This is a genomic window from Streptomyces sp. NBC_01635 (assembly GCF_045209715.1).
Classification (GTDB): Bacteria; Actinomycetota; Actinomycetes; order Streptomycetales; family Streptomycetaceae; genus Streptomyces; species Streptomyces hirsutus.
The window spans coordinates 7,635,008-7,660,579 of record NZ_CP109277.1; the positions used below are offsets into that span (position 1 = coordinate 7,635,008).

The window sequence follows — 25,572 nt, forward strand, 5'->3', positions numbered from 1 at the left end:
GAAGCGGGAGGCCGCGGCCGCCGCCTTCGCCGAGGGGATGCGGATGCTGACGGCCGACCCGGCACTCGCCGCGGTCGAGTTCACCGTCTGCCGCGACGAGGACTGCGACCTCGCCCCCCGCCACGGCCTGCTGCGGACCGACTCCGACGCCGTGCTGCACGCCCACCCGGACCGCCTCGCCGACCCCGGCGAGTGGGCCCGGGCCCTCGCGCACGCCGTCCTCCACCTCGGCTTCGGCCACGTCCCCGCCGCCAAGGGCCCACGGGAACAGCCCGACCGCCACGACCTCGCCGCACGCTGCGTCGTCGTCGAGCGCTTCCTGCTCGGGCACACCATCGGCACGGCCCCCGAGGACCTGCCGGCCTCCTACCCCGACGGCGACGAGGAACAGCTCGCCGCCCGGTGGCGCAGGGACGGCCTGCCCGCCGCCTACGAACGCTGCGGCACCGCCGGCGGCGAGCCGGACCTGCTCCTCGTGCCCTGGGACGGCTGGTGGGGACAGCCGCCGGACCGGCAGCTCGCCTTCGCCACCGCCCTGACCCGCGCCGTGTCCACCGCGATGGACCTGGCGGGCGGACGCAGCCCCGGCCCGGACGGCGAACCGGCCGTGCTGCGCCCCTGGGCCAGGGCGCTGAGCTGGTTCGTCTCCTCCTACCCCCTGCTCGGTGGCATCGCGGCCGGCATCACCCTCGTCGCCGACGCCGAACTCGCCCGCGCCCACGACATCTCCGTCGCCGCCGTCGACGCCGAGGCCGGCGAGATCTACGTCAACCCGCTGCGGCGGCTGGAGGACGAGGAATGGCGCTTCGTTCTGGCCCACGAGATGCTCCACGCCGCCCTGCGCCACGGCGACCGCCGCGGCGGACGCGACCCGTACCTGTTCAACGTCGCCTGCGACTACGTCGTCAACGGGTGGCTGGGGGAGATGGGCATCGGCACCATGCCCGAGGGCCTGCTCCACGACCCCCGGCTCGCCGGGCTGTCCGCCGAGGAGGTCTACGACCGCATCGTCGACGACCAGCGGCGCATGCGGCGCCTGGCCACCCTGCGCGGCAAGGGCCTCGGCGACATCCTCGACGGCAGCCTCGGACCGCTCGACCTGTCCTGCCACGGCGTCGACCTGGACGAGTTCTACCGCCGAGGCCTCGCCCAGGGCCTGGACCTGCACCAGCGCCAGGACCGCGGCCTCCTGCCCGGCGGACTGGTCGAGGAGATCCGCGCGCTCAGCCATCCACCGCTGCCCTGGGACGCGCGGCTCGCCCGCTGGTTCGACGAGTACGTGCCCCGCCCCGAACCCGTACGGACCTACGCCCGTCCCGCGCGCCGCCAGGCGTCCACCCCCGGCATCCCGCGTGCCGGCAGGTACTTCCCGCCCGAGGATGTCTCCCGCTGCACCTTCGGCGTCGTCCTGGACACCTCCGGCTCGATGAGCCGGGTCCTGCTCGGCAAGGCGCTCGGCGCCATCGCCTCCTACGCCGAGGCCCGCGACGTACCGGCGGCCCGCGTGGTGTTCTGCGACGCGGCGCCGCACGACGCCGGCTATCTGCCCGTCACCGAGATCGCCATGGGGGCACCGCCCAGGCCGTTCGGGCTCTGGGGGAGGGTTCGGGTCCGGGGGCGCGGCGGCACGGTGCTCCAGCCCGGCATCGACCTGCTCCAGCGCGCGGACGACTTCCCGAGGACCGCACCGGTCCTCGTCATCACCGACGGCTGGTGCGACGTGCTGCGGGTACGGAGGGAACACGCCTACCTGATCCCGCGCGGCGCGCGGCTGCCGTTCACTTCGAAGGGACCCGTCTTCCACGTCAGTTGACACGGAGTGTGATCAGATGGGGGGATGGGAACCCAGTGACACGGGAACCCGGACCGAGCACGGACCGGACACCGCGTCCGGACATTTGGAAGGAACAGTCATGGCAGCCACACGCTCCGCGCACACCGTTTGGGAAGGCAATCTCATCAAGGGCAGCGGGGTCGTCACGTTCGACTCCTCCGGCAGCATCGGCGAGCAGCCGGTCACCTGGGCGTCGCGTGCGGAGGAGGCGAACGGCAAAACCAGCCCCGAGGAGCTGATCGCCGCCGCGCACTCCAGCTGCTACTCGATGGCCTTCTCCAACATCCTCGACAAGGCCGGCAACCCGCCGACCCGCCTGGTGACCTCCGCCGACGTCACCTTCGTGCCCGGCCAGGGCATCACCGGCATCCACCTCACGGTCGAGGGCACCGTCCCCGGCCTGGACGAGGCGGCCTTCCTCGCCGCCGCCGAGGACGCCAAGGTCAACTGCCCGGTCAGCCAGGCGCTGAAGGGCACCGAGATCACCCTGACGGCGAAGCTCTCCTGACCCCGCTCGCCGCACCCGCAGGACAACCGCAGGCCGCTCCGCAGGGGCGGCCTGTGACGCGTCCGCACCCGCCTCCGGAACACCGGGCCCGGAGGTCCCGGCCTCCGGGCCCCCGAACACCTTCCAGGGCCCCGAACGCAGGGAGACGACCCGTATGACGTCACGGCCCGCCGTGTCCGCGCACCGGGGAGGCTCCGAACGCACCGCGCCCGCGACCCGTGAGGCCTACGAGGACGCCCTGCGGTCCGGCGCGGAGTACGTCGAGTTCGACGTGCGGCGCACGGCCGACGGAGTCTTCGTCGTCCACCACGACGCCCGCGCGGGACGCACCGGTCCGCCGCTGGCCGCACTCACCCACGCCGGGCTCTGCGAGCACGCCGGGTACGCCGTCCCCGTCGTGGACGACGTCATGGAGCTGATCGCCGGAAAACTCGTCGGGCATCTGGACCTGAAGGAGACCGGTCACGAGCGGGAGCTGATCGGCCGCGCGATCGCCCTGCTCGGCCGGGACGGCTTCGTCGCCACCAGCCTGGAGGACCGTTCCGTCGCCGCGATCACCGAGGCCTTCCCCGGCGTACGCACCGCGCTCTCCCTCGGCCGCAACGGCACCGGGATCCCGCGGACCCGGCTGGCGCGCACCCGGCTGAGTGAACTGCTGCCCATGCGGCGGGTTCGCGCCTGCGGCGCCCGCGGGATCGCGGCGCACCAGCGCCTCGCGCGGGGCGGGGTGCTCCGCGAGGCGGCCCGCAACGGACTGTTCACCATGGTGTGGACGGTCAACGACGACGCCCCGATGCGCGCCTTCCTCGCCGACCGGCGCGTGGACGTACTGATCACCGACCGCCCCCGGCGCGCCGTGCAACTGCGTGCAGCGAGCGCTTGAGGGGTGATTGACAAACTACCCAGGCAAACTATTGACAACGGCGCACTCAAGTTTTGTGCTGGAAATCCAGAAGGCCGGAGAGGTGTGCCCTGACGGAAGGGGACAGCGATGGGACGTGCGGTCGGAATCGACCTGGGAACCACGAACTCGGTGGTGGCCGTGCTGGAGGGTGGTGAGTCCACGGTCGTCACCAACGCGGAGGGCGCCAGGACCACGCCTTCCGTCGTGGCCTTCGCGAAGAACGGCGAGGTGCTGGTCGGCGAGGTGGCCAAGCGGCAGGCGGTGACGAACATCGACCGCACCGCCCGCTCGGTCAAGCGCCACATGGGCGACGGGCAGTGGCACTTCCCGGAGCAGGGCTCCGTGGACGGCACCCGCTACCGGGCGCAGGAGCTGTCCGCCCGGGTGCTGCAGAAGCTGAAGCGGGACGCCGAGGCCTACCTCGGCGAGGACGTCACCGACGCCGTGATCACCGTACCGGCGTACTTCGACGACGCCCAGCGGCAGGCCACCAAGGAGGCCGGGGAGATCGCCGGACTGAAGGTCCTGCGGATCATCAACGAGCCCACGGCGGCGGCCCTCGCCTACGGCCTGGACAAGGAGAGCGAGCAGACCGTCCTCGTCTTCGACCTGGGCGGCGGAACCTTCGACGTGTCGCTCCTGGAGATGGGCGAGGGGGTCATCGAGGTGAAGGCCACCAACGGTGACACCCATCTCGGCGGCGACGACTGGGACCAGCGCCTCCTCGACCATTTCGCCCAGCGCTTCAAGAGCCAGTACGGCATCGACCTGACGCGGGACAAGATGGCCGTGCAACGGCTGCGGGAGGCCGCCGAGAAGGCGAAGATCGAGCTGTCCTCCTCCTCCGAGACCACCGTCAACCTGCCCTACATCACGGCCTCCGCCGACGGCCCGCTGCACCTGGACGAGAAGCTCACCCGGGCCCAGTTCCAGGAACTCACCGCCGACCTGCTGGAGCGCTGCAAGACGCCCTTCCACCAGGCCGTGAAGGACGCCGGGGTGAAACTCTCCGCGATCGACCACGTCATCCTCGTCGGTGGTTCCACCCGCATGCCCGCCGTCACCGACCTGGTCCGCGAGCTCACCGGCAAGGACCCGCACAAGGGCGTCAACCCGGACGAGGTCGTCGCCGTCGGAGCGGCCCTCCAGGCGGGCGTCATCCGCGGCGACGTGAAGGACGTGCTGCTCCTCGACGTCACCCCGCTGTCCCTCGGCATCGAGACCAAGGGCGGCATCATGACCAAGCTGATCGAACGCAACACGACCATCCCCACCCGGCGCTCGGAGACCTTCACCACCGCCGTCGACAACCAGCCCTCGGTCGGTATCCAGGTCTACCAGGGCGAACGCGAGATCGCGGCGTACAACAAGAAGCTCGGCGTCTTCGACCTGACCGGTCTGCCCCCGGCCCCGCGCGGCGTCCCGCAGATCGAGGTGGCCTTCGACATCGACGCCAACGGCATCATGCACGTCTCCGCCAAGGACCTCGCCACCGGCAGGGAGCAGAAGATGACCGTCACCGGCGGCTCGGCGCTGCCCAAGGACGACATCGACCGCATGATGCGCGAGGCCGAGCAGTACGCCGACGAGGACCGCAAGCGCAGGGATGCCGCCGAGACCCGTAACCAGGCCGAGCAACTCGTCTACCAGACCGAGAAGTTCATCCGGGACAACGAGGACCGGATCCCCGCCGGCACCAGGTCAGAGGTGGAGGCCGCCGTCGCCGACCTGAAGCCCCTGCTGGAGCAGTCCGCCGACACCGCCGCCCTGCGCGCCGGCGTCGAGAAACTCGCCGCCGTCAGCCAGCGGATGGGCCAGGCGATGTACGCCCAGGCCGGTCAGGAGTCCACCGGCGACACCGGGCAGCACACCTCACCGCAGGAGGAGGAAGGTGTCGTCGACGCGGAGATCGTCGACGACGAAAGCGACGGAAACGACGGCCGTGCCGGGAGCCGCGGGCAGGACGGGCGCGGCGGCGCTCAGTAGCCGTCCCGGAACTCCCGCAGCATCTTCTGCGTGTGCTCGGAGGAGGCGGCCCGCGCCGTCATGTGGTCCAGCACCTCCAGGTGCACCGAGACCTCCTTGCGGGAGTCCAGGTACAGGGCGCCGGTCAGGTACTCGGTGAACACCATGTCGGGCAGTTCCGGCTCGGCGAACCGGAACAGCGAGAAGGGCGCGTACGTCCCCGGGTGCGGGCCGTCGGCGAACTCGGCCACCTGGAGTGTGATCCGGTCCCGCTCGGACCACTCCAGCAACTTGTCGAACTGCTCGCGCATCACCCGGCCGTCCCGGGCCACCGGGCGCCGCAGGACCGTCTCCTCCACGATCACCCACAGGTGGGGCGGGTCCCGGCGCTCCAGGAGCCGCTGCCGCTCCAGCCGCAGCGACACATGTCGCTCGACGGCCTCCGGCCCCTGGCTCCCGATCGTCCCGGCCTCCAGGACGGCACGCGCGTAGCCCTCCGTCTGCAGCAGCCCCGGCACGAAGTGCGGCTCGTAGGACCGGATGACCCGGGCAGCGCCCTCGAGGCTCACGTACAGGCTGAACCACTCGGGCAGCACGTCGTGGAACCGCTGCCACCAGCCCGGACGGTTCGCGTCCTCCGCGAGCCCGATGAAGGTGGCCGCCTCGCCCTGGGACACCCCGTACGCCGTCAGCAGGATCTGGATGTACGGGATCTTCAGCGCGACCTCGGCCGTCTCCATCCGCCGGACGGTAGCGGGAGCCACCCGCAGGACCCGGGCGGCCTCCTCCCGGGTGAGACCCGCCGTCTCCCTCAGTTCCTGCAGCCGCCTGCCGAGCACCACTTGGCCCACCGTGGGTGCGGCCCGCCGTTCACTCACGCCACGTCTCCCCAACGCCCCCACAACACACGATCAGTCTGCCATGCCCGCCCGACCTTCTCACGAGTGACGGCCGGGCGCTCCTGTTCCCGGGCGCCCGGGGCATGACGTCCCGGGTAATCGACCGCGACCCGCTGCGGGCGGGATCGTGGACGCACCGGGTTCCGGGCCGGCGCACTCCGGTCCGGGACCCGGTCCGGATCCGTCCCGTGATCCGGCTGCGCGCAAGGTGTGCGATATCCGGCATCCTGCAGGGCGTACGCGGCCACCGCGACCCAGCCCGCAGTGGTGACCCGGGGCCCGCCACCGACCCGGTGAGACCTCGGCTCCGACCTCGACCTCGGCCCCGACCCCGACCCCGACCCCGATCCTGACGGAGGGTGATTCGTCATGTCCGCGACCCAGCCCGCCTCGCTTGCCCGGACCTCCGGCCCGCAGTCCGTGCTGCGCCGGCTCCTGGTCCTCGACGCCGCCGTGACCGGCGTCAACGCGCTCGCCTACCTCTCCCTCTCCGGCCCGCTCGGCCGCTTCCTCGGCGTCGGCCCGGGTCTGCTGGCCTGGCTCGGCGCCTTCCTCGCGGTGTACGCGGCCGCCGTGGGTCTGCTGGCCTCGCGCAGACATCCGCCGGCGTTCGGGGTCCGGGCCGTCGTCGAGGTCAACCTGGCCTGGGCGGTGATGAGCTGCGCCGCCCTCGTGCTGTGGCTCGAGCCGAGCACGGCGGGCGCGGTGTGGGCGGTCCTCCAGGCGCTCGTCGTGGCCGGCTTCGCCCTGCTCCAGCACAGGTCCCTGAAGTTGTCTCAACTCAACCAGGACTGAAGGTACTTGGCTGTCGCTGGATCGGCCGGCAGGAGCGTCTCCACGGCCAGTTCGGCGACGGTCACGTCCATCGGTGTGTTGAAGGTGGAGATCGACGACACGAACGACAGGATCCGGCCCTCGTGCTCGATCCTCATCGGCAGCGCGAAGTACGCCACGGAGGCGGACTGTTCCGATCCGCCCGTATCCCCCGCTCCCTCGCCCGGCCCGGCCTCCGGCACCGGGAACGCCGCGACCTCCTCGTACAGCGCGCGCAGCGGTGCGGAGCGGCGGAGCGCGATCTGCCGCTCCATCTGCTCCAGCAGGTGGCCGCGCCACTCCCGCAGATTCCGGATCCGGGGCGCGAGGCCCTGCGGGTGCAGCGTGAGCCGCACCGCGTTCAGCGGCGGCACCAGCAGCGACTCCGGCACGCCGCCGAACAGCATCATGACCCCGCGGTTGGCGGCCACGACGTCGTACATCGCGTCCACGACCAGTGCCGGATACGGCTCGTATCCGGCGATCAGCCGCTCGATGCCCTCGCGCAGCGCGTCCAGCGCCGGATCGTCCAGCGGGGTCTCGGGGAACCGGGGCGCGTAACCGGCCGCCAGCAGCAGCGCGTTGCGCTCCCGCACCGGGACGTCCAGGTGCTCGGCCAGCCGCAGCACCATCTGCTCGCTGGGCCGGGAGCGGCCGGTCTCGATGAAGCTGATGTGCCGGGCGGACGAGTCCGCGCGCAGCGCGAGCTCCAGCTGACTGACCCGCCGCTGCTCCCGCCAGGCCCGCAGCAGCGGACCCACGCCTCCGGCAGTGGCGGGAGCGGTACCGGGCGGGAGAGTGCTCATGCCAGGACGGTAGCCGAGAGGGCGCCGCGAGCGGGAGCCCGCACCTCCCTGGCCTCCTTCCGCCTGCCTGCTCCCTCCTGCCCCCTTCTGGCTTCTTGCGCAGGGCCCGGCGGCACGTCCTGTGGCACGCTGGGCGGAGGAGAACCCCGACCGCCAGGGGGACAGAGGAGGAGCGCAGCCCATGCCCGCCGAACCCGCCGAACCGCTGTCGCCGCAGGAGATCGAGGACCGGCTGGCCGGCCTGCCGGGCTGGTCGCTCGACGACGGCCGGCTCACCCGTTCCTACCGGCTCGGTTCCCACTTCGCGGCGACCGCGATGGTCGTGCACGTCGCCCAGGTGCAGGAGGAACTCGACCACCACTCCGACCTCACCCTCGGCTACAACACGGTCTCCGTCGCCGTCCACACGCACAGCGCGGGAGGCGCCGTCACCGCGAAGGACGTCGAACTGGCCCATAAAATAGAGGACTTGGCACCCGGTCACGGTGCACACTGAGGTGTGTGCTCGACTACGACGAGGAAGCGGGGCGGTACGACGCCTCACGCGGCGGTGAGCCCCGGGCCGCGGCCGCCGCGCAGGCGGTGCTGGACCTGATCCCCCTGTGGGCGCGCGACCTGCTGGACATCGCCTGTGGCACCGGCATCGTGACCCGGCGTTTCGCCTCGGCCCGCGCGGACCTGCGGGTGACCGGCGTCGACCTCGCCGCGTCGATGACCCGGATCGCGGCGGCCCGTCTGCCCGGCGCCGTGGTGCGCGCCGACAGCCGGAAACTACCGTTCGGCCACGCCCGGTTCGACGCCGTCGTCAGCGTGTGGCTGCTGCACCTCCAGTCCGGCCCCGAGGACGTGCGGGCCCTCGTCGAAGAGTGCGCCAGGGTCCTGCGACCCGGCGGGGTCTACGTCACCACCGTCGACAAGGCCGCCTCGCACAACGTGGGCAGCGACATCGACGCCGTCCTCTCCGCCCGCCCGCGCAGCCCGGCGCGCGACCTCGCCGCCGACGTGGCGGCCTGCGCCGCCGACCACGGCCTGGTTCCGGCCGGACAGGCCGTGTTCCGGGGCCACGGCCAGGGCCGCAGCCCCCGCCGCACCGTCGCCGACCTGCGCCGCGGCTGGTTCGTCACGGTGCCCCCCGGCTCCCCCCTCGCCGACGCCTTCGCCGCCCGCCTCGCCGCCCTCCCCGGCCAGGACAGCCCCCGCCCCGACCCGGTCTTCCACCTCCGCGCCTTCCGGAAGCCACCGGCACCCGGGAAGGGGGGAAAGACGGCAACCACAGACGGCTCGGCGTGTCCCGGACTCGGGTGAACTCCGTTACGGAGTACGGCAACCAGGCCGTGACCGGTGGCGACTGAGGGGCGGAATCCCCTCGTCCTCCCTGGAGGTTCGTCCCGTGAAGCACCCGTACAGGCACTCGTACAGGCACACGCAGAGACACCCGCACAGGCCACGCGGACTCCGGTTCGCCCTGCCCGCGGTCCTCACCGCCGTGGCCCTCGCCGGGGCAGGGCTCACCGGGCTCGGCGCGGGCACCGCCGAAGCCGCCACGGCGCGTCAGGTCGAGGCACTCGACCGGGGCGTGGTCAGCGTGTACAACGGCAGCGGCAACCTGGTCAGCTGGCGCTGGCTCGGCACCGACCCGGACAACGTCTCCTTCAACGTCTACCGGGCCGGTACGAAGGTCAACTCCACCCCCGTCACCGGCTCCACCACGTTCTTCCACTCCGGCGCCCCGTCCCAGGCCGACTACACCGTCCGCGCCGTCGTGAACGGCGTCGAGCAGGGCGACTCCGTGCACGCCGTCCAGTTCCGCGCCGGCTACAAGGACGTGCCGATCTCCCCGCCGGCCGGCGGCACCACCCCGGACGGCGTCTCCTACACCTACGAGGCCAACGACGCCTCCGTCGGCGACCTCGACGGCGACGGCGCCCTCGAGTTCGTCCTCAAATGGCAGCCCACCAACGCCAAGGACAACTCCCAGTCCGGCTACACCGGCAACACGATCGTCGACGGCATCCGGCTCGACGGAACCCGGCTGTGGCGCATCGACCTGGGCCGCAACATCCGCTCCGGCGCCCACTACACCCAGTTCCAGGTGTACGACTACGACGGCGACGGCAGGGCCGAGGTCGCCATGAAGACCGCCGACGGCACCCGGGACGGCACCGGCGCCGTCATCGGCAGCTCCTCCGCCGACCACCGCAACTCCAGCGGCTACATCCTGTCCGGCCCCGAGTACCTGACCATGTTCAACGGGCAGACGGGCAGGGCCATGGGCACCGTCGACTACGTCCCGGCCCGCGGCACCGTCTCCTCCTGGGGCGACTCCTACGGCAACCGCGTCGACCGCTTCCTCGCCGGCACCGCCTACCTCGACGGCGCCCGGCCCTCCCTGATCATGGCCCGCGGCTACTACACCCGTTCCGTCGTCGCCGCCTGGGACTGGCGAGGCGGCGCCTTCACCCGGCGCTGGACCTTCGACACCAACTCCTCCACCAACAGCGGCAAGGGCTACGACGGCCAGGGCTCCCACAGCCTGTCCGTCGGCGACGTCGACAACGACGGCAAGGACGAGATCGTCTACGGAGCGATGGCCGTCGACGACAACGGAAACGGCCTGTGGACCACGAAGACCGGCCACGGCGACGCCCAGCACCTCGGCGACCTCGACGCGTCGACCGCCGGCCTGGAGTACTACAAGGTCTCCGAGTCGACCTCCCAGCCAGCGGCCCTCTACATCAACCCGGCCAACGGATCGGTCCGCTGGAAGCTCTCCGCCTGCTGCGACAACGGGCGCGGAGTCGCCGGCGACATCTGGTCGGGCAACTCCGGCCCCGAGATGTGGTCCTCCTCCGACGGCAGCATCCGCGACGAGGGCGGCGGCACCAAGGGCCGCAAACCGTCCTCCGCCAACTTCCTGTCCTGGTGGGACGGCGACCCGGTGCGCGAACTCCTGGACGGCACCCGCATCGACAAGTACGGCACCTCCTCCGACACCCGCCTGCTGACCGGATCCGGAGTCGCCTCCAACAACGGCACCAAGGCCACACCCGTGCTGTCCGGCGACATCCTCGGCGACTGGCGCGAAGAGGTCGTCTGGCGCACCGGCGACAACACCGCGCTGCGCGTCTACTCCACCCCGCACGACACCAACATCAAGATCACGACACTGCTCCACGACACCCTGTACCGCACCTCGCTGGCCTGGCAGAACACCGCCTACAACCAGCCGCCGCACACCGGCTTCTTCCTCGGCGACGGCATGCCGACCCCGCCGCGTCCGGCGGTCTACACGCCCTGAGCACACGGACCCCGAACAGAACCGCGGGGCACGTACGGCCGGACCGGCCGTACGTGCCCCGCGGGCTCACCGCTCCTCAACCGGTCACGCCACCGTGCAGGCCCGCCCGTCGAGGGCGAAGGCCGCCGGTTCCGTGTTCGTCGCCGAACGGCTCGCCGTGAAGCCGAACCCGACCGACGAGCCCGCCGCGACGGTGCCGTTCCAGTCGGCGTTGCGTACCGTCACCGCCGGACCCGACTGTGCGTGAACCCCGTTCCAGAGCTGCGACACCCGCTGCCCGTCCGCGAACGACCAGGCCAGCGACCAGCCTTTCCAGGCGTCCGGCCCGGTGTTGGTCACCTGGACCTGGGCCTGGAAACCGTCGGACCACTGGTTGGTGATCTCATAGGTCACCTTGCAGGCTCCCGTCGGCTCAGGATCCGGGTCGGGGTCGGTACCTCCGCCGCCGTCGTCCCCGCCCCCGGTGTCCGAGGTGTCGCCGTAGACGATCCCGCGGCCGTTGGTCGCCACGTACACCCTGCCGTACACCCGGGGGTCACCGGTGATCGCGGCGCCGGTCCAACCCCACTGGTGGGCGTCGTCGTTGATCCGGGTCCAGCTCCGCCCCTGGTCCGTCGAGCGGAAGATGCCGCGTACGCCGTCGATCTTCGCGCTGGTGAAGACGGTCTGGTACGAGGCGCCGGGGGCCGCCTTGCCGAAGCCGACGGTGTCCGCCTCGTCGACGCCCTGCAGCTCGGTGAAGCTCTGGCCGCCATTGGTGGAGTGCCACAGCCCGTACGTCCCGCCGCTCTCCCCGCCGGCCAGCCAGATGTCGCCCTTGGCGCCCGGCAGCGCCTTGAAGCGCACACTGTCACCGCTCGGCAGACCGGTCGCGGGGGAGGCCGTGAAGGTGGCGCCGCCGTCCGTGCTGACGTAGAACTTTCCGGACCTGAAGCCGTAGAACGTCTTCGGGTCCACCCGGTCGGACTCGACGACCGCCCCCTCGGGGATGCCGCTCGATGCCGACCACGAGGTGCCGAAGCCGGTCGTGTGGTGCACCCCGGCGCCCCGCGGGCTCCACACGAAACGGCTGCCGTCGGCACCCGCGGCGACCGTGCCGCCGCCGCTGACCCCCGAAGGGTCCGTGCCCGCGAACCAGTGGGCGCCGTTGTCGGTCGAGAACGCGATGTGCGGGCCGGAATCCAGGTCGCCCGCCCGGACCACCGTGTTCGGGTGGGACTCGGCGAAGTCCAGACTCGTGGTGGCGGTGAAGTTCGGCTGGGTGAACATCATCGACGGAACCTTCGTCAGGTCCGTGTGCCGGAAGCCGCCGATGTCGAGAAGCCCGCTGAGCAGCGGGGCGCCCGACGGGGGAGAGACGAGGTCGTTGACCGCCGTCTCCTCCAGGCCGCGCACCATCGGCGTGATGGTGAACGTGGTGTCGCGGTCCCAGTTCGTCAGGTTCTCCGTGCCGTAGACGGTTGCGCCCGTCCCGTACATCATGCGGTCCGGGTCGAACGGGTCGATCTCCAGCGCCTCGGTCATCCACCCCAGTTTGGGCGTCTGCTCGGGCGGCGACGGGTTGGCGCCCCAGGTCAGCCATGGCACGGACGAGACGTCCATGGTGTAGCGGTTGGCCCGGTTCGGGTACGAGGAGTAGTCCCACGCCTGTGTCCACGTCGCCCCGCTGTCCGTGGAGCGGAAGATCTGGGTGTCCGGCCACCAGGAGCTGTACGCCGTCGCCATGAGCGTGCCCGGGTTCTGCCGGTCCACGGTCAGTCCGCTGAATCCGTAGTACGTGTCGGCCTCGGCGACCGGGCTGATGTCGGTCCAGGTGCCGGTCGCGGTCGTGTACCGCCACAGCCGGCCCTTGCCGCCGTCGTACGGCCCGCCCTTGTCGCTGTACGCGAGGTACAGGTGACCATTCTCGGTGTCCAGGACGCCCTTGTGCGCCAGCTGCCCGGTCGGCTGCCCGGCCACCCGCTGCCAGGTGGCGCCCGCGTCCGTCGACCGGTACACCGTGTTCTCCGTGTCGGCGACGCCCACGTAGATCGTCCGGGTCGCGCTGCCGGGCGTGCCCGTCGACTCGTCGAAGGTGACCCAGACGATGCCCTGGTTGTCACTGGCGTACCCGGAGGTGTCACCCGGATCCTGCACGTAGGTGCCCGGGTTCGGGAAGGCCGTCACCTTCGACCAGCTCGCGCCCGAGTCGGTCGAGCGCCACAGGCCCTTCCCGCTGGGCGCCCCCAGGTACAGCACGCTGTTGCGGTGCGGGTCGACGGCCAGGCGTTCGCCCATGCCCCGCCCCGGCATGTTGCCGCCCAGCTTGAACGGCAGGTCGGCCTTCCGCCAGCTGGCGCCCCGGTCCGCGGAACGCAGCACCGCGCCGTTGTTCGGGTCCCAGTCGTTGGTGTACGTGCCGGCCGCCGCGTACACCCGGTCCGGGTCGACCGGGTCGGAGGCGAGGCTCACCACGCCGGTGTGCCCCCAGTCGTCCCAGCCGACCGAGTCCAGCAGCGGCGTCCAGCTCTTCGTCTGCTCCTGCCACCGGTAGGCGCCGCCGATGTCCGTGCGGGCGTACGCCAGGTTCCGCTCGCTGCGGTTGAAGACGATGCCGGGGACGAAGCCGCCGCCGTCGATCCGGGCGTTCTTCCAGGTGTACGTGTCGGCGGCGAGCGCGGACCGGGCCGGCGCGTCGGCCGCGGCGGCGGGCCGGTCGGGGGGAGCGGCGGCGAGGGCGGGCGGGCCGCCCGTGAGCAGACCGGCCGCCAGTGCGAGCACGGCCGTGAGGACGCGGGTTCTTCGCACGGTGAAGTCCTTCCGCGGGGTGGGGGGCGGGGGGGAGAGACGAGCGGGGAGGGGGAGCGGGGAGGGGGCGTGCGAGGGCCGGGCGGGCCCCCCGTGCGCGAGGGGACCCGCCCGGCCGCCGTGGCCCCGGCGTCAGGTGCCGGGGCCGGCACGCGGAGCGCCGGCGGGGGCTACTCGAGGAGCTCCGCGTACGAGCCCATGGCCAGGGCGATGTCGGCCTGGGCCCAGAACCGGTGGTACGTGAAGGTGGGCGCGGCGCCGCCCGCCAGATAGGACTCGATCTTCGACCAGGCCGGGTCGTCCTCGTAGAAGGAACGGATCGAGTCGAACGTCGACGACGAGTTGATCGTGTCGCCGTTGGGCATGGTGCCGGTCCAGCCGCTCGGGACCTGAACGGGGTCGTCGAAGCGGTTGTAGTCGGCGCGGGTCTCCGGGACGGCGATGCCGAGGGCGTCCTGGTGGTTGTCCCACATGCCGTCGAGGAGTGCCTTCGCCGTCCTTGCGGCCTCGGTGTCGCCCGAGCGGTCCGCGTAGTACGTCAGCGTCTTGGCGTAAGCCGCGGCCACACCGACGTCGTTGGTGTAGTCGGCGACGGTGACGTGCAGTGAGCTGTTGGCGCCGGGGGAGGACGGGTTCCAGGTGTCGGGCTTGCCCGACCACTGCAACGTCGACGGGACCCGGAAGGTGCCGTCCGGGTTGATCGTCGTCTTCGACAGCGCCCAGTCGACCCACTTGTCCAGGACGACCTTGGCGTCGGCGTCACCCGTCTGCTGGTAGTACTCGGCGACCCGCTCCATGGACCACGCCTGGAAGCCGAACCACTGGTTGGACGGCGGGTCGTGGTACACCGGCTTCTCGTCGTAGTACATGCCGTGGAACGTCGGCGTTCCGGCCGGCGGGCTCGTGTAGCGGCCCGCCCAGCTGTTGGTGGCGCCGCCCGCGATGGCGCCCTCGTCGGACTGCAGCCAGCGGTAGAACTCCAGCTGCCGGTCCAGGGACTTGTCCCAGTCCTGCGCACCCGTCGCCGACTTCGGCTTCAGGGCGGCGTAGGAGCTGAGGGCGTAGGCGGCGAGGGGGTTCTGGTAGCCGCCGTGCGCGTGGCTGGAGCCGATGCGCCAGGCCCAGCCCGCCGAGGTGTCGGTCGCCCCGCCCCAGGCGTAGTACCAGGACATCAGATAGTGCGAAGCGTCCTTGCCGGTACCCGCCGGGCAGGAGGAGGGGCTGGTGCAGTTCCCGACCTTCTTGAAGTACTTGTCGTACATGGAGTAGCGCAGGTAGTCGCCCATCTTGGCGGCCTTGGCGACGGTCGCGGAGATGTCACCGCCGTTGCCCTGCTCCTTCGCCCACAGGTCCGCCCAGTAGGCGGCCTGCACCGCGCGCGCGTCGGCGTCCGGGGCGTTGGTGAACTTCCACTGCTTCGCGTAGGAGGCGTCCTGGGTGAACAGGTCCAGATACCCGTTCTTCCCGCCGTACTTGAAGGCGTCACAGGTGGGCTGCGGCACCGTCTCCCACACCGACTCCTGCGAACCGCGCTGGAAGGTGTTGATGTACGACGGCCCGGTCGCCGTCGGGCCCGCCTCGCACCGGCCGGGCTCGTTGCCGTAGCCGTAGGTGTTGTCCACGTCCTGGAGCCAGTGCATACCGTAGACGTCGTCCGTGCCGTACGTGGACCTCAGCTCGGCGGCGATCGGATCCGGGCCGACGGAGACGCCGGTGTCCAGCGGCGCCGGGTACTGCGCGGGGGTGTCGAGTTCGGGCGCGTACGTCGCCGGCTTCGAGGCGTTGTAGAAGGAGTTGGTCGGCTGGTCCGCGTGGGTCGGGATCATGTACCGCTCCATGATGTCCCAGGCCCCGTTGAACTTCGACCAGTCACCGGTCACCTTGCCGTACATGGCCTGCAGCCACAGCAGATAGCTGTACGCCTCCGAGGTGGTCTCGTGGCCGTGGTCCGGCGCCTCGACGATCAGCGTCTCCACCGAGTGGTACGGGATGCCCTCGGGCGAGAAGTAGCCGTTCGCCGGGTCGGTGATCTTCCCGTACAGCTCCAGGAAGCGCGCGTCGTACGTCTTCGTCGCGCCCAGCTGCGTCACCGTGACCGCGGCCTTCGCGTGGCCCGGGGCCGACGACTCGAAGACCGCGGAGCCCGTGCCCGAGGAGTCGGCGCCGATCGTGACCCTCTGCACGGTGTTCCAGTTCGAGGGCGTGAAGGTGAGCGAGGCGCCCGCGGTGACCGACAGCCCGGAGTTGCCGCTCGCGCGGGCCGTCGTGACGGTCGTGTTGGAACTCGGCCGCGTCGACAGCTTCACCTCGTACGTGCCCGACTCGCCTTGGCGCACTCCCAGTTGGGACGGTGTCGCCACCACGGTCGGGCCCGAGGCGACGGTGATGCCGACCGGGGTCGAGTTCGCGGAGGCGCCCAGGCTGTCGTACGCCTTCGCCGTCAGTGAATGACTGCCCACGGTCAATCCAGCGGCGGAGAGCGTGAAGGGCGCGCTCGTGTCCGTGCCCAGCAGCGCGGTGTCGTCGTAGAACTCCACCTTGGTGATCGTCGCGTTGTCGGCCGCCGCGGTCGCCGCGAGCGGAACCGTTTGGCCCTGCGTGTAGACCGCGCCGGCCGCCGGGCTGGTCAGCACGGTGATCGGCGGCTGATGGGCCCCCGTGCAGGCGGTGCCGTTGACGGCGAACGACGCGGGCGCGGAGTTGCTGCCGCTGTAGGAGAACTGCGCGCCGGTGGTGACGGCGCCGCCGGCCGCGATCCGCGCGTTGTGCGCGGCGTTCCTCACGGTCACGGTCTTCCCGGACTGGCTCCAGCTGCCGTTCCAGCCGTTCACGAGCTGCTGGTTGCCCGCGTAGCCGTAGGTGAGGGTCCAGCCGTCGATGGCTTCCGCGGCGCGGTTGGTGAGGGTCAGATCCGCGGTGAAGCCGGAACCCCAGTCATTGGTGCGGTAGTCCACGCTGCACTGAACGGCCGCCGCCTGAGCGGGAGTCGAAGCCGACGAGAGCATCGTCAGCGGAAGCGCGAGAGCGGCCGCCGCGGCGGTCCACAGTCGCCGGACGCCGCGGCGTCCTCTGGGTGGGGGGCGCATGGTGCTGGTTCCTCCTGCGACTCGGAGAGGTCAAGGCTTGAACCAGTGGGAGCGCTCCCATAGTGGGGACGGCACCCAAAGCGGTCAAGCCTTGTGGAGAGTCGAAAAGATTCGACGGCCCGAGTCGAGTGAAAGTCAGTAACTCCCCTGTTCTTTGCCGTCACTTGGCGCTAGCTTCATGAGCACCAGTGGGAGCGGTTCCATCAGTCGACGCGTCCGTCACGACGCGTCCGAACTGCAAGGAGTCGCTCATGCGGCACCCCCCGCGTTCAGTACTTTTAGAGCCCCGAACACCATGGGCGCCCGGCTCGCGGCGTCCGGCACGCACGCTCGCCGTGTTGCCCAAAGGTCCTGGCAGCTCCGCTACGAGGACCTTCCGGCGCCTTGCGATCGCACGCACCGGACGCCGCGAGCCGATCGGACTCCCCTTGTGTTCGGGGCTCTTGGCCCCGCCCCGGCCGTGTGCGGTGGAGCACTCCGCCACGGCCTTCCCGAGGGACGCCGGCACCGGATCCGCGGTGTCCCGGCTCGACGGCACCACCCGTACCCCCGACGCGGGGACAGCGCACTCCCGTGGGACCCCTCATGGCCGGTCCGGCCCCCGAACCTCCCGGACCGCGGACCGGACCCCGTCCTGATCCCCTGCCCCGAGGCACCCCCACGCCGTACGGCACCGGGTCGCGCGAGCCGCGCGCGCCCCGACGGACAGCCCTCTTCGGACACCCCCAACGGATAGGAAACCCGCACTCATGAGTCGCACGAGAACCGCGCTCCTCGCCGCCATGGCGCTGGTCGCCGGCGCCGCCGGCACGGCGTACGCCGTCGCCCCCGACGGCGTCGGTGCCGCCGCAGTCCCCTGCACCGTCAGCTACCAGGTGCAGAACCAGTGGGACACCGGCTTCACCGCCGCCGTGACCGTCACCAACCTCGGTGCCGCCAAGTCGTCGTGGGCGGTGAAGTGGTCCTACGCCGGCAACCAGCGGGTCACCAGCGGCTGGAACGCCAAGGTCACCCAGTCCGGCAGCAACGTCACCGCCGCCAACGAGTCCTACAACGGCACACTGGCGACCGGTGGTTCGGCCAGCTTCGGCTTCCAGGGCACCTACAGCGGCAGCAACGCGATTCCCGCCACCTTCACCCTCGACGGTGTCACGTGCAACGTCGACGGCGGCGGCGGCCCGACCGACCCCACGGACCCGCCCGGCCCCGGCAACCGCGTCAACAATCCGTACAGTGGCGCCAAGGTGTACGTGAACCCCGAGTGGTCCGCGAAGGCGGCCGCCGAACCGGGCGGCAACCGCATCGCCAGTCAGCCCACCGGCGTCTGGCTGGACCGCATCGCCGCCATCAACGGCGTCAACGGCGGCATGGGCCTGCGCGACCACCTCGACGCGGCCCTCGCGCAGAAGGGCTCCGGCGAACTCGTCGTCCAGCTGGTCATCTACAACCTGCCCGGCCGGGACTGCTCCGCCCTCGCCTCCAACGGCGAACTCGGCCCGACGGAGATCGGCCGCTACAAGACGGAGTACATCGACCCGATCGCCGCGATCCTCGCCGACGCGAAGTACGCCCCGCTGCGGATCGTCACCACCGTCGAGATCGACTCCCTGCCCAACCTCGTCACCAACACCGGCAGCCGTGCCACCGCGACGCCCGAGTGCGACGTGATGAAGGCCAACGGCAACTACGTCAAGGGCGTCGGCTACGCCCTGAACAAGCTCGGCGACGTGGGGAACGTGTACAACTACGTCGACGCCGGCCACCACGGCTGGATCGGCTGGGACGACAACTTCGGCGCCTCCGCCGACGTGTTCCACGACGCGGCCACCGCCGAGGGCGCGACCCCGGCCGACGTGCACGGATTCATCACCAACACCGCCAACTACAGCACGCTGAAGGAGAACAACTTCACCATCAACGACTCCGTGGCCGGCAAGTCGGTCCGCGAGTCCAAGTGGGTCGACTGGAACCGGTACGTCGACGAACTGGGCTTCGCCCAGGCCTTCCGCAACGAACTCGTCTCGACCGGCTTCGACACGAACATCGGCATGCTCATCGACACCTCCCGCAACGGCTGGGGCGGCACCGCCCGGCCCGCCGGACCGGGAGCGACGACCAGCGTCGACACCTACATCGACGGCGGACGCTACGACCGCCGCATCCACATCGGCAACTGGTGCAACCAGTCCGGCGCCGGACTCGGCGAACGCCCGAAGGCGGCACCGGAGACCGGCATCGACGCCTACGTGTGGATGAAGCCCCCGGGCGAGTCCGACGGGGCCAGCAAGGCCATCCCGAACGACGAGGGCAAGGGCTTCGACCGGATGTGCGACCCGGCCTACACGGGAACCCCGCGCAACGGCCACAACCTCACCGGCGCCCTGCCGGACGCCCCGGTCTCCGGCCACTGGTTCTCGGCCCAGTTCCAGCAGCTCATGCGCAACGCGTACCCGCCGCTGTCGTGACCGGCGGCCCGGCCTCCGGCTGAACCCGATCCACCGATGGACCCCGATCCGCCGGGGGCCGGGCCACGCGCCCGCTCCCCGGCGGATCCCTCACGCCGTACGGGCGATTCCGGGAAACCGTGTTGCCGGAGCGGCAACGATACTGGCCTCTCCCCGGTGCGTCGGCGCACCCTGTCCGCATCCGAGCGGAGAGGCTGACCCCCATGGCGCACCACGACCACCTTCACCACGACCCCCGGCACGACGACCGGCACGGCCACCACCACGGCCACGGCACCACGGACACCGGGATCGACTGGGCGGAGATGGCCTCCCTGCTCGAATCGAGGGCCGAACTGTTCACGCCCCTGTACGAACGGGCCCTCGGCTGGCTCGCGAAGGAGGTAACGGAGCCGGGACTGATCGTGGACGCGGGCAGCGGGCCGGGTGTCATCGCGTGTCTGTTCGCCGAGGTCTTCGAAGGCGCCCGCATCGTGGCCGCCGACGGCTCCGCCCCGCTGCTCGAACGGGCGGCGGAGCGCGCCGCCCGGTACGGCGTCGGCGACCGCTTCGGCACCCTCGCCGGTGAACTTCCCGACGTGCTCGACGAACTGGAGTACCCGGCCGACCTGTTGTGGGCCAGCCGCAGCGTCCACCACCTGGGCGACCAGCGGGCCGCACTCGCCGCCTACGCCGCCCGGGTCGCGCCCGGCGGCACGCTGGCCGTCATGGAGGGGGGCCTGCCCACCCGGTACCTGCCGCGCGACATCGGCATCGGCCGGCCGGGACTCCAGGCCCGCATCGATGCCGTGGAGGCCGACTGGTTCACCCGCATGCGCACCGAACTGACGGGCTCCGTCGCGCACACCGAGGACTGGCCCGCCCTGCTGACCGCGGCCGGACTGCACCACAGCCGCTCCCGCACCTTCCTCCTCGACCTCCCCGCCCCGGCAGGCGACCGCGTCCGTGCCCACGTCGTCGCGACCCTCACCCGCACCCGCGACAGGCTCGCCGGGCAACTGGACGCCGACGACCGCGCCACCCTCGACCGCCTCCTCGACCCGGCGGACGAGGCGAGCGTGCACCACCGCCCCGACGTCTTCTGCCTGGCGGCCCACACGGTGCACACGGCCGTCCGCCCGGTCTAGCCCGCCCGGTCCAGCCCGCCCGCTCGGGCCCGTCCGGGCCCTTGGGACCAGGGCCCCAAGGTCCTGTCCGGTGGCGCGAGCTTGACTTGGAGAGCTCTCCAAGTGGTGGACTCCTCGGCACTCGACGACATCCAGGGGGTATCCATGACCGACTCACCGGTCACGCTCATCACCGGCGGCGGCAGCGGTATCGGCGCCGCCGTGGCCCGGCGGCTGCTGGACGCGGGGCAGCGGGTGGCCGTCACGGGCCGCGGCGAGGAGCGGCTGCGCGGCTTCGCGAAGGAGCTCGGGGAACCGGAAGGGCTGGTGACGGTCCCCGGGAACGCGGCCGAGTACGACGACGTACGGTCCGCGGTCGACACCGTGCTGACGGCATTCGGCCGACTGGACACGGTCGTCGCCAACGCCGGTCTCGCCACCCACGATTCGGTCGCCGAGGGCGACCCCGCCGGGTGGACCGAGATGGTGCTGACCAACGTGCTCGGCCCCGCCCTGCTGATCAGGGCCTCCATCGACGCCCTGAAGGAGACCCGCGGACGGATCGTCCTGGTCGGCAGCGTCGCCGGGTTCGTGCCGACGCCGGGCAACCTCTACGGTGCGACCAAGTGGGCGGTGACCGGGCTCGCCGAGAACGCCCGGCGGGAGGTGACCGAGTGGGGCGTGGGTGTCACCCTCGTCGCGCCCGGCCGTGTCGAGACCCCGTTCTGGGACTCGTACGGCAGTCTCCCGCCCGGTCATCTGCTCACCGCCGACCAGATCGCGGAGTCGATCGTGTGGGCGATGCGACAGCCGGCCGGGGTGGACGTCAACACCGTGGTCGTCCGTCCCGTCGGCCAGCCCAACTGACGAAGCCCCGGCCGGGCGGCCGGAGGGACAGACGGACGGCGGCCTCCCCCCGGGGGAGGCCGCCGTCCGTGGTCCGGAGGTGCGGGCGGGTCCGTCCGGAGGTCAGTTCACCGTCGCCGGGTCCGGGCCCAGACGGCGGTCCTCGTCGAGGGCGCTGATCGCCGCGAGGTCCTCCGCGTCCAGACTGAAGCCGAACACGTCGATGTTCTCCTCGATCCGCGACGGCGTCACCGACTTGGGGATGACGACGTTGCCGAGCTGGAGGTGCCAGCGCAGCACGACCTGCGCCGGAGTACGCCCGTGCTTTTGGGCGATGGCCACGATCGCCGGGACCTCCAGCAGGCCCTTGCCCTGGCCGAGCGGCGACCAGGCCTCCGTGGCGATGCCCCGCTCCGCGTGGTACTCCCGAGCGGCGGACTGCTGGAGATGCGGGTGCAGCTCGATCTGGTTGACGGCCGGTACGACCGACGTCTCGCCGAGCAGGCGCTCCAGGTGCTCGGGCAGGAAGTTGGACACGCCGATGGCGCGGATCCGGCCCTCGGCGTACAGCTTCTCGAACGCCCGGTACGTGTCGACATAACGGTCGCGGTCCGGTGTCGGCCAGTGGATGAGGTACAGGTCCACGTAGTCCAGGCCGAGCTTGGACAGGGAGGTGTCGAAACCGCGCAGGGCGGCGTCGTAGCCCTGGTCGTCGTTCCAGAGTTTGGTGGTGACGAAGAGATCCTCGCGGGGAACGCCCGAGGCGGCGACGGCCCGGCCGGTTCCCTCCTCGTTGCCGTACGCCGCCGCGGTGTCGATGCTGCGGTAGCCCGCCTCCAGCGCCGCCGCGACGGCTGTCTCGGCCTCGGCGTCCGGTACCTGCCAGACGCCGAAACCCAGTTGGGGCATCGCGACGCCGTTGTTCAGGGTGATCGGGGGGACCATGCTCACGAGCTCTCGATCCTTCGGTCGGGGTCCGGTGGAACTCCCATGGTCAACGATCACCGCCCGTGATGCATTCCTGACGGCACAATTCACGCGCCGTGAGCGCACTTCCGGGGCCCGGAACGCCGCCGTGTGGCGGACCTCACGCGCGGTACAGCGCCTCGACCTCCTTCTCGTACGCCTTCTCGATCGCCCTGCGCTTCAGCTTCAGCGACGGTGTGAGCAGTCCGTTCTCCTCGGTGAACGGCTGCGCCAGAATCCGGAAGGTCCGGATCGACTCCGCCTTCGAGACCAGGGTGTTGGCCGTCACCACCGCCCGCCGCACCTCCGCCTCCAGCGCCGCGTCCCGCACCAGCTCGGCCGGTGACAGACTCGGTTCGCCGCGCATCGACAGCCAGTGCTCGACCGCCTCCGGGTCCAGGGTGACCAGGGCGGCGACGTACGGGCGGTCGTTGCCGACGACGACGCACTGGTTCACCAGCGGATGGTCCCGCACCCGCTCCTCCAGCACTCCCGGTGAGACGCTCTTGCCGCCCGAGGTCACCAGGATCTCCTTCTTGCGCCCGGTGAGGGTGAGATAGCCGTCCTCGTCCAGGGAGCCCAGGTCGCCGGTGGCCAGCCAGCCGTCGTGCAGGGTCTCGTCGGTGGCCCGGGGATTGTTGAGATAACCCTGGAAGACGGTGCCGCCGTTGAGCCAGATCTCGCCGTCGTCCCCGAGGCGCACGCCCACCCCCGGAATGGGCCGGCCGACCGTGCCGTACCGGGTCCGCTCGGGCGGGTTGGCGGTGGCGGCCGCCGTCGACTCCGTCAGTCCGTACCCCTCGTAGACGTGCACGCCCGCGCCCGCGAAGAACAGCCCGAGCCGGCGGTCCATCGCCGAACCGCCCGACATGGCGTGCCGGATCCTCCCGCCCATCGCGTCGCGGATCTTCGCGTAGACCAGCTTGTCGAACAGCCGATGCCGTATCCGCAGGGACGCCGAGGGCCCGGGCCCGATGCCCCAGGCCTTCGCCTCGACGGCGTCCGCGTATCCGACGGCCACCTCGACGGCCCGCTCGAACGGTCCCGAGCGGCCCTCCCGCTCCGCCTTGCGCCGCGCCGCGTCGAACACCTTCTCGAAGATGTACGGCACGGCCAGGATGAACGTGGGCCGGAACGCGGCCAGATCGGGCATCAGGACCGCCGCGTCGAGCCGCGGCTGGTGCCCGAACCTCACCTTGCCGCGGATGCCGGCCACCTCCACCATCCGTCCGAAGACGTGCGCCAGCGGCAGGAACAGCAGCGTCGCCGGCTGGTCGCCCTTCCGGGAGTGGAACACCGGCTCCCAGCGGTCCATGACGGTGTCGGCCTCGTACATGAAGTTGCCGTGCGAGAGGACACAGCCCTTGGGGCGGCCGGTGGTGCCGGAGGTGTAGATGACGGTCGCCACCGTGTCGGGGGTGACCGCCCTGCGGTGCCGGTGCACCACGTCGTCGGCCAGGTGCGCGCCCGCGTCGTACAGCTCCTGCACCGCGCCGGAGTCGAGCTGCCACAGCCGGCGCATCCGCGGCAGCCGGTCGATGACGGTGGCGATCGTCATCGCGTGGTCCTCGTGCTCCACCACCGCCGCCGTCACCTCGGCGTCGTGCAGCATCCAGCGGCACTGCTCGACGGACGACGTGGGGTAGACCGGCACGACCTGCGCGCCGATCGTCCACAGCGCGAAGTCGAACAGCGTCCACTCGTAGCGGGTACGGGACATGATCGCGACCCGGTCGCCGAACCGGACGCCGTCGGCCAGCAGGCCCTTGGCCAGCGCCAGCACCTCGTCACGGAACTCGGCGCTCGTCACGTCCTGCCACGCGCCGGCCGCGTCCTTGCGGCCCAGCGCGACCCGCCGCGGGTCCTCCTCGGCGTACTGGAAGACCACGTCGGCCAGACCGCCCACCAGGGGCGGCAGCGCCGGCGCAGGGCTGGTGAACTCGCGCAATCCCCGCTCCCCGCTCCTCGGCCGTCGAATGGCGAACCCGCGTTCCCCCTGCACAGCGCGGTGAAAGCTACCCCAACCGGTCGGAGGACGGGAGGGGCCGGGAAACCGGTCGGTACGGTGGTGCGGGCCGGCCGGCGAAGGAAAATGCGCTCACATGGGGAAGGGCCGGACAGAAACCTGACTTTTGAGTAAGGTTCGGCGCCGTAATCTCCACCGAATCTCTCCATCGGAGGGGGCGGGGTGCGCCGGCGGGCGCGGGGCGGGAGTTCCGAAGGCGCACGATGTGCATGGCGCACATGGTGCGCAGGGCGCGCCCGGTGGGGCCTGTGCGTCGGAGCGGTCCCCGGCTGACGGACCCCGGCTGACGGATCCTGGCCGGCGCCCTCCGGTCAGCGGGCCCGACCGCCGGTGCGGTGCAGGCGGTCGCCGCCCGAGAGGATCGCCGCCGCCAGCGCGTGCGCCGCGCCCTGCGCGGAGGGGCGCCGCCGGCCGTGCGCCACCACGAAGTCCACCTGGCCCGGCTCCGGCAGCTCCGCCCGGGCCGGCATCCGCACCAGCCCCGGCGGGATCATCCCGCGCGCGTGCACCATCACGCCGAGCCCGGCGCGGGCCGCCGCGACCAGGCCGTTGAGACTGCCGCTGGTGCAGACGATCCGCCACTCACGGCCCTGCCGCTCCAGCGCCCGCAGCGCGAGCTCGCGGGTGATGCCCGGCGGTGGGTACACGATCAGCGGCACCGGACGGCCGGGATCGAGACGCAGCCCCTGTGCGCCGATCCACACCAGCTCGTCGTGCCACACCAGCTCACCCCGCGGGTCCTTCGGCCGCCGCTTCGCGAGCACCAGGTCCAGCTCCCCGGCGGCCAGCTTCTCGTGCAGCGTGCCCGACAGCTCGACCGTCAGCTCCAGGTCGACCTCGGGGTGCTCGTACCGGAACCGCTCCAGGATCTCCGGCAACCGGGTCAGGACGAAGTCCTCCGACGCCCCGAACCGCAGCCGGCCGCGCAGCCGGGTGCCGGTGAAGAACTGCGCCGCCTGCTCGTGCACGTCCAGGATCCGCCGCGCGAAGCCCAGCATCGCCTCGCCGTCCTCGGTGAGTTCCACCGAGTGCGTGTCGCGGGTGAACAACTGCCGCCCGGTGGCGTCCTCCAGCCGCCGCACATGCTGGCTGACCGTCGACTGCCGCAGCCCGAGACGGCGCGCCGCCTGCGTGAAGGACAGCGTCTGCGCCACGGACAGGAAGGTCCGCAGCTGCGTCGGGTCGTACATCTCCTCCGCCATCCCGGCAGACTAGCGCGGCTATCGCGATACGTGATGACAGTGAGAGCGGTATGCGGGATTC

At 71.4% G+C, this 25,572-nt stretch carries 18 protein-coding genes; 11 read left to right on the forward strand and 7 right to left on the reverse strand.

The window, feature by feature from the left end; genetic code table 11:
* Positions 1 to 37 precede the first annotated feature (37 nt).
* The 4 genes from OHB56_RS35490 to dnaK all read left to right on the forward strand — a co-directional run bounded on the left by OHB56_RS35490 (position 38) and on the right by dnaK (position 5,232).
* Positions 38 to 1,813: a DUF2201 family putative metallopeptidase gene (locus OHB56_RS35490; protein WP_406359280.1), complete on the forward strand. Its 1,776-nt coding sequence runs from the start codon at positions 38 to 40 to the stop codon at positions 1,811 to 1,813.
* Between the two features lie 100 nt (positions 1,814 to 1,913).
* Positions 1,914 to 2,342 (forward strand): OsmC family peroxiredoxin, encoded by a 429-nt coding sequence (locus OHB56_RS35495; protein ID WP_326755810.1) that lies wholly within the window; start codon positions 1,914 to 1,916, stop codon positions 2,340 to 2,342.
* 154 nt (positions 2,343 to 2,496) lie between these two features.
* A complete protein-coding gene (locus OHB56_RS35500; RefSeq protein ID WP_055629296.1) occupies positions 2,497 to 3,225 on the forward strand; it encodes a glycerophosphodiester phosphodiesterase family protein in 729 nt (242 codons plus the stop codon).
* 108 nt (positions 3,226 to 3,333) lie between these two features.
* Positions 3,334 to 5,232, forward strand: a complete 1,899-nt coding sequence (dnaK, locus tag OHB56_RS35505) for a molecular chaperone DnaK (RefSeq protein ID WP_406357864.1) — start codon at positions 3,334 to 3,336, stop codon at positions 5,230 to 5,232.
* Here dnaK and OHB56_RS35510 read toward each other — a convergent pair.
* Positions 5,226 to 6,089: a helix-turn-helix transcriptional regulator gene (locus OHB56_RS35510; protein WP_326755813.1), complete on the reverse strand. Its 864-nt coding sequence runs from the start codon at positions 6,087 to 6,089 to the stop codon at positions 5,226 to 5,228. The two genes, dnaK and OHB56_RS35510, sit on opposite strands and share 7 nt — an antisense overlap.
* Before the next feature lie 390 nt (positions 6,090 to 6,479).
* Between OHB56_RS35510 and OHB56_RS35515 the strand changes: the two genes are divergently transcribed.
* Positions 6,480 to 6,905, forward strand: a complete 426-nt coding sequence (locus tag OHB56_RS35515; RefSeq protein WP_406357867.1) for a hypothetical protein — start codon at positions 6,480 to 6,482, stop codon at positions 6,903 to 6,905.
* Here the strand turns inward: OHB56_RS35515 and OHB56_RS35520 are convergent.
* Positions 6,887 to 7,729 (reverse strand): helix-turn-helix domain-containing protein, encoded by an 843-nt coding sequence (locus OHB56_RS35520; RefSeq protein WP_406357869.1) that lies wholly within the window; start codon positions 7,727 to 7,729, stop codon positions 6,887 to 6,889. The two genes, OHB56_RS35515 and OHB56_RS35520, sit on opposite strands and share 19 nt — an antisense overlap.
* Positions 7,730 to 7,910: 181 nt before the next feature.
* On the opposite strand from OHB56_RS35520, the gene OHB56_RS35525 reads away from it, so the two are divergent.
* The 3 genes from OHB56_RS35525 (at position 7,911) to OHB56_RS35535 (ending at position 11,027) form a co-directional block, all read left to right on the forward strand.
* Positions 7,911 to 8,225 (forward strand): 4a-hydroxytetrahydrobiopterin dehydratase, encoded by a 315-nt coding sequence (locus OHB56_RS35525; RefSeq protein ID WP_326755816.1) that lies wholly within the window; start codon positions 7,911 to 7,913, stop codon positions 8,223 to 8,225.
* A 5-nt stretch (positions 8,226 to 8,230) separates the two neighbouring features.
* Positions 8,231 to 9,034, forward strand: a complete 804-nt coding sequence (locus OHB56_RS35530; RefSeq protein WP_406357871.1) for a class I SAM-dependent methyltransferase — start codon at positions 8,231 to 8,233, stop codon at positions 9,032 to 9,034.
* Positions 9,035 to 9,119: 85 nt separating this feature from the next.
* Positions 9,120 to 11,027: a rhamnogalacturonan lyase gene (locus OHB56_RS35535; protein WP_406357873.1), complete on the forward strand. Its 1,908-nt coding sequence runs from the start codon at positions 9,120 to 9,122 to the stop codon at positions 11,025 to 11,027.
* 84 nt (positions 11,028 to 11,111) lie between these two features.
* Here the strand turns inward: OHB56_RS35535 and OHB56_RS35540 are convergent, their stop codons facing one another.
* Together OHB56_RS35540 and OHB56_RS35545 are read right to left on the reverse strand one after the other, a co-directional pair.
* On the reverse strand, positions 11,112 to 13,814 hold the full coding sequence (locus OHB56_RS35540) for a cellulose binding domain-containing protein (protein ID WP_406357875.1): 2,703 nt from the start codon (positions 13,812 to 13,814) through the stop codon (positions 11,112 to 11,114).
* A gap of 170 nt (positions 13,815 to 13,984) precedes the next feature.
* A complete protein-coding gene (locus OHB56_RS35545; protein ID WP_406357877.1) occupies positions 13,985 to 16,900 on the reverse strand; it encodes a glycoside hydrolase family 48 protein in 2,916 nt (971 codons plus the stop codon).
* 749 nt (positions 16,901 to 17,649) lie between these two features.
* Here OHB56_RS35545 and OHB56_RS35550 point away from each other — a divergent pair.
* The 3 genes from OHB56_RS35550 (at position 17,650) to OHB56_RS35560 (ending at position 21,338) form a co-directional block, all read left to right on the forward strand.
* Positions 17,650 to 19,365 (forward strand): glycoside hydrolase family 6 protein, encoded by a 1,716-nt coding sequence (locus OHB56_RS35550; RefSeq protein WP_326755820.1) that lies wholly within the window; start codon positions 17,650 to 17,652, stop codon positions 19,363 to 19,365.
* Positions 19,366 to 19,568: 203 nt separating this feature from the next.
* Entirely contained in the window at positions 19,569 to 20,492 is a 924-nt protein-coding gene (locus OHB56_RS35555) for a class I SAM-dependent methyltransferase (RefSeq protein ID WP_406357879.1), read from the forward strand.
* Positions 20,493 to 20,636: 144 nt separating this feature from the next.
* Positions 20,637 to 21,338: an SDR family oxidoreductase gene (locus OHB56_RS35560; protein WP_406357881.1), complete on the forward strand. Its 702-nt coding sequence runs from the start codon at positions 20,637 to 20,639 to the stop codon at positions 21,336 to 21,338.
* A gap of 102 nt (positions 21,339 to 21,440) precedes the next feature.
* Here the strand turns inward: OHB56_RS35560 and OHB56_RS35565 are convergent, their stop codons facing one another.
* The 3 genes from OHB56_RS35565 to OHB56_RS35575 form a co-directional block, all read right to left on the reverse strand.
* Positions 21,441 to 22,262 (reverse strand): aldo/keto reductase, encoded by an 822-nt coding sequence (locus tag OHB56_RS35565; protein WP_406359281.1) that lies wholly within the window; start codon positions 22,260 to 22,262, stop codon positions 21,441 to 21,443.
* Between the two features lie 142 nt (positions 22,263 to 22,404).
* Positions 22,405 to 24,231, reverse strand: coding sequence for an AMP-dependent synthetase/ligase (locus OHB56_RS35570; RefSeq protein WP_406357883.1), 1,827 nt, complete (start codon positions 24,229 to 24,231; stop codon positions 22,405 to 22,407).
* A 389-nt stretch (positions 24,232 to 24,620) separates the two neighbouring features.
* Positions 24,621 to 25,499 carry a LysR family transcriptional regulator gene (locus tag OHB56_RS35575; protein ID WP_406359282.1) on the reverse strand — a complete coding sequence of 293 codons (879 nt, stop codon included), beginning with the start codon at positions 25,497 to 25,499 and terminating at the stop codon, positions 24,621 to 24,623.
* Positions 25,500 to 25,572 lie beyond the last annotated feature (73 nt).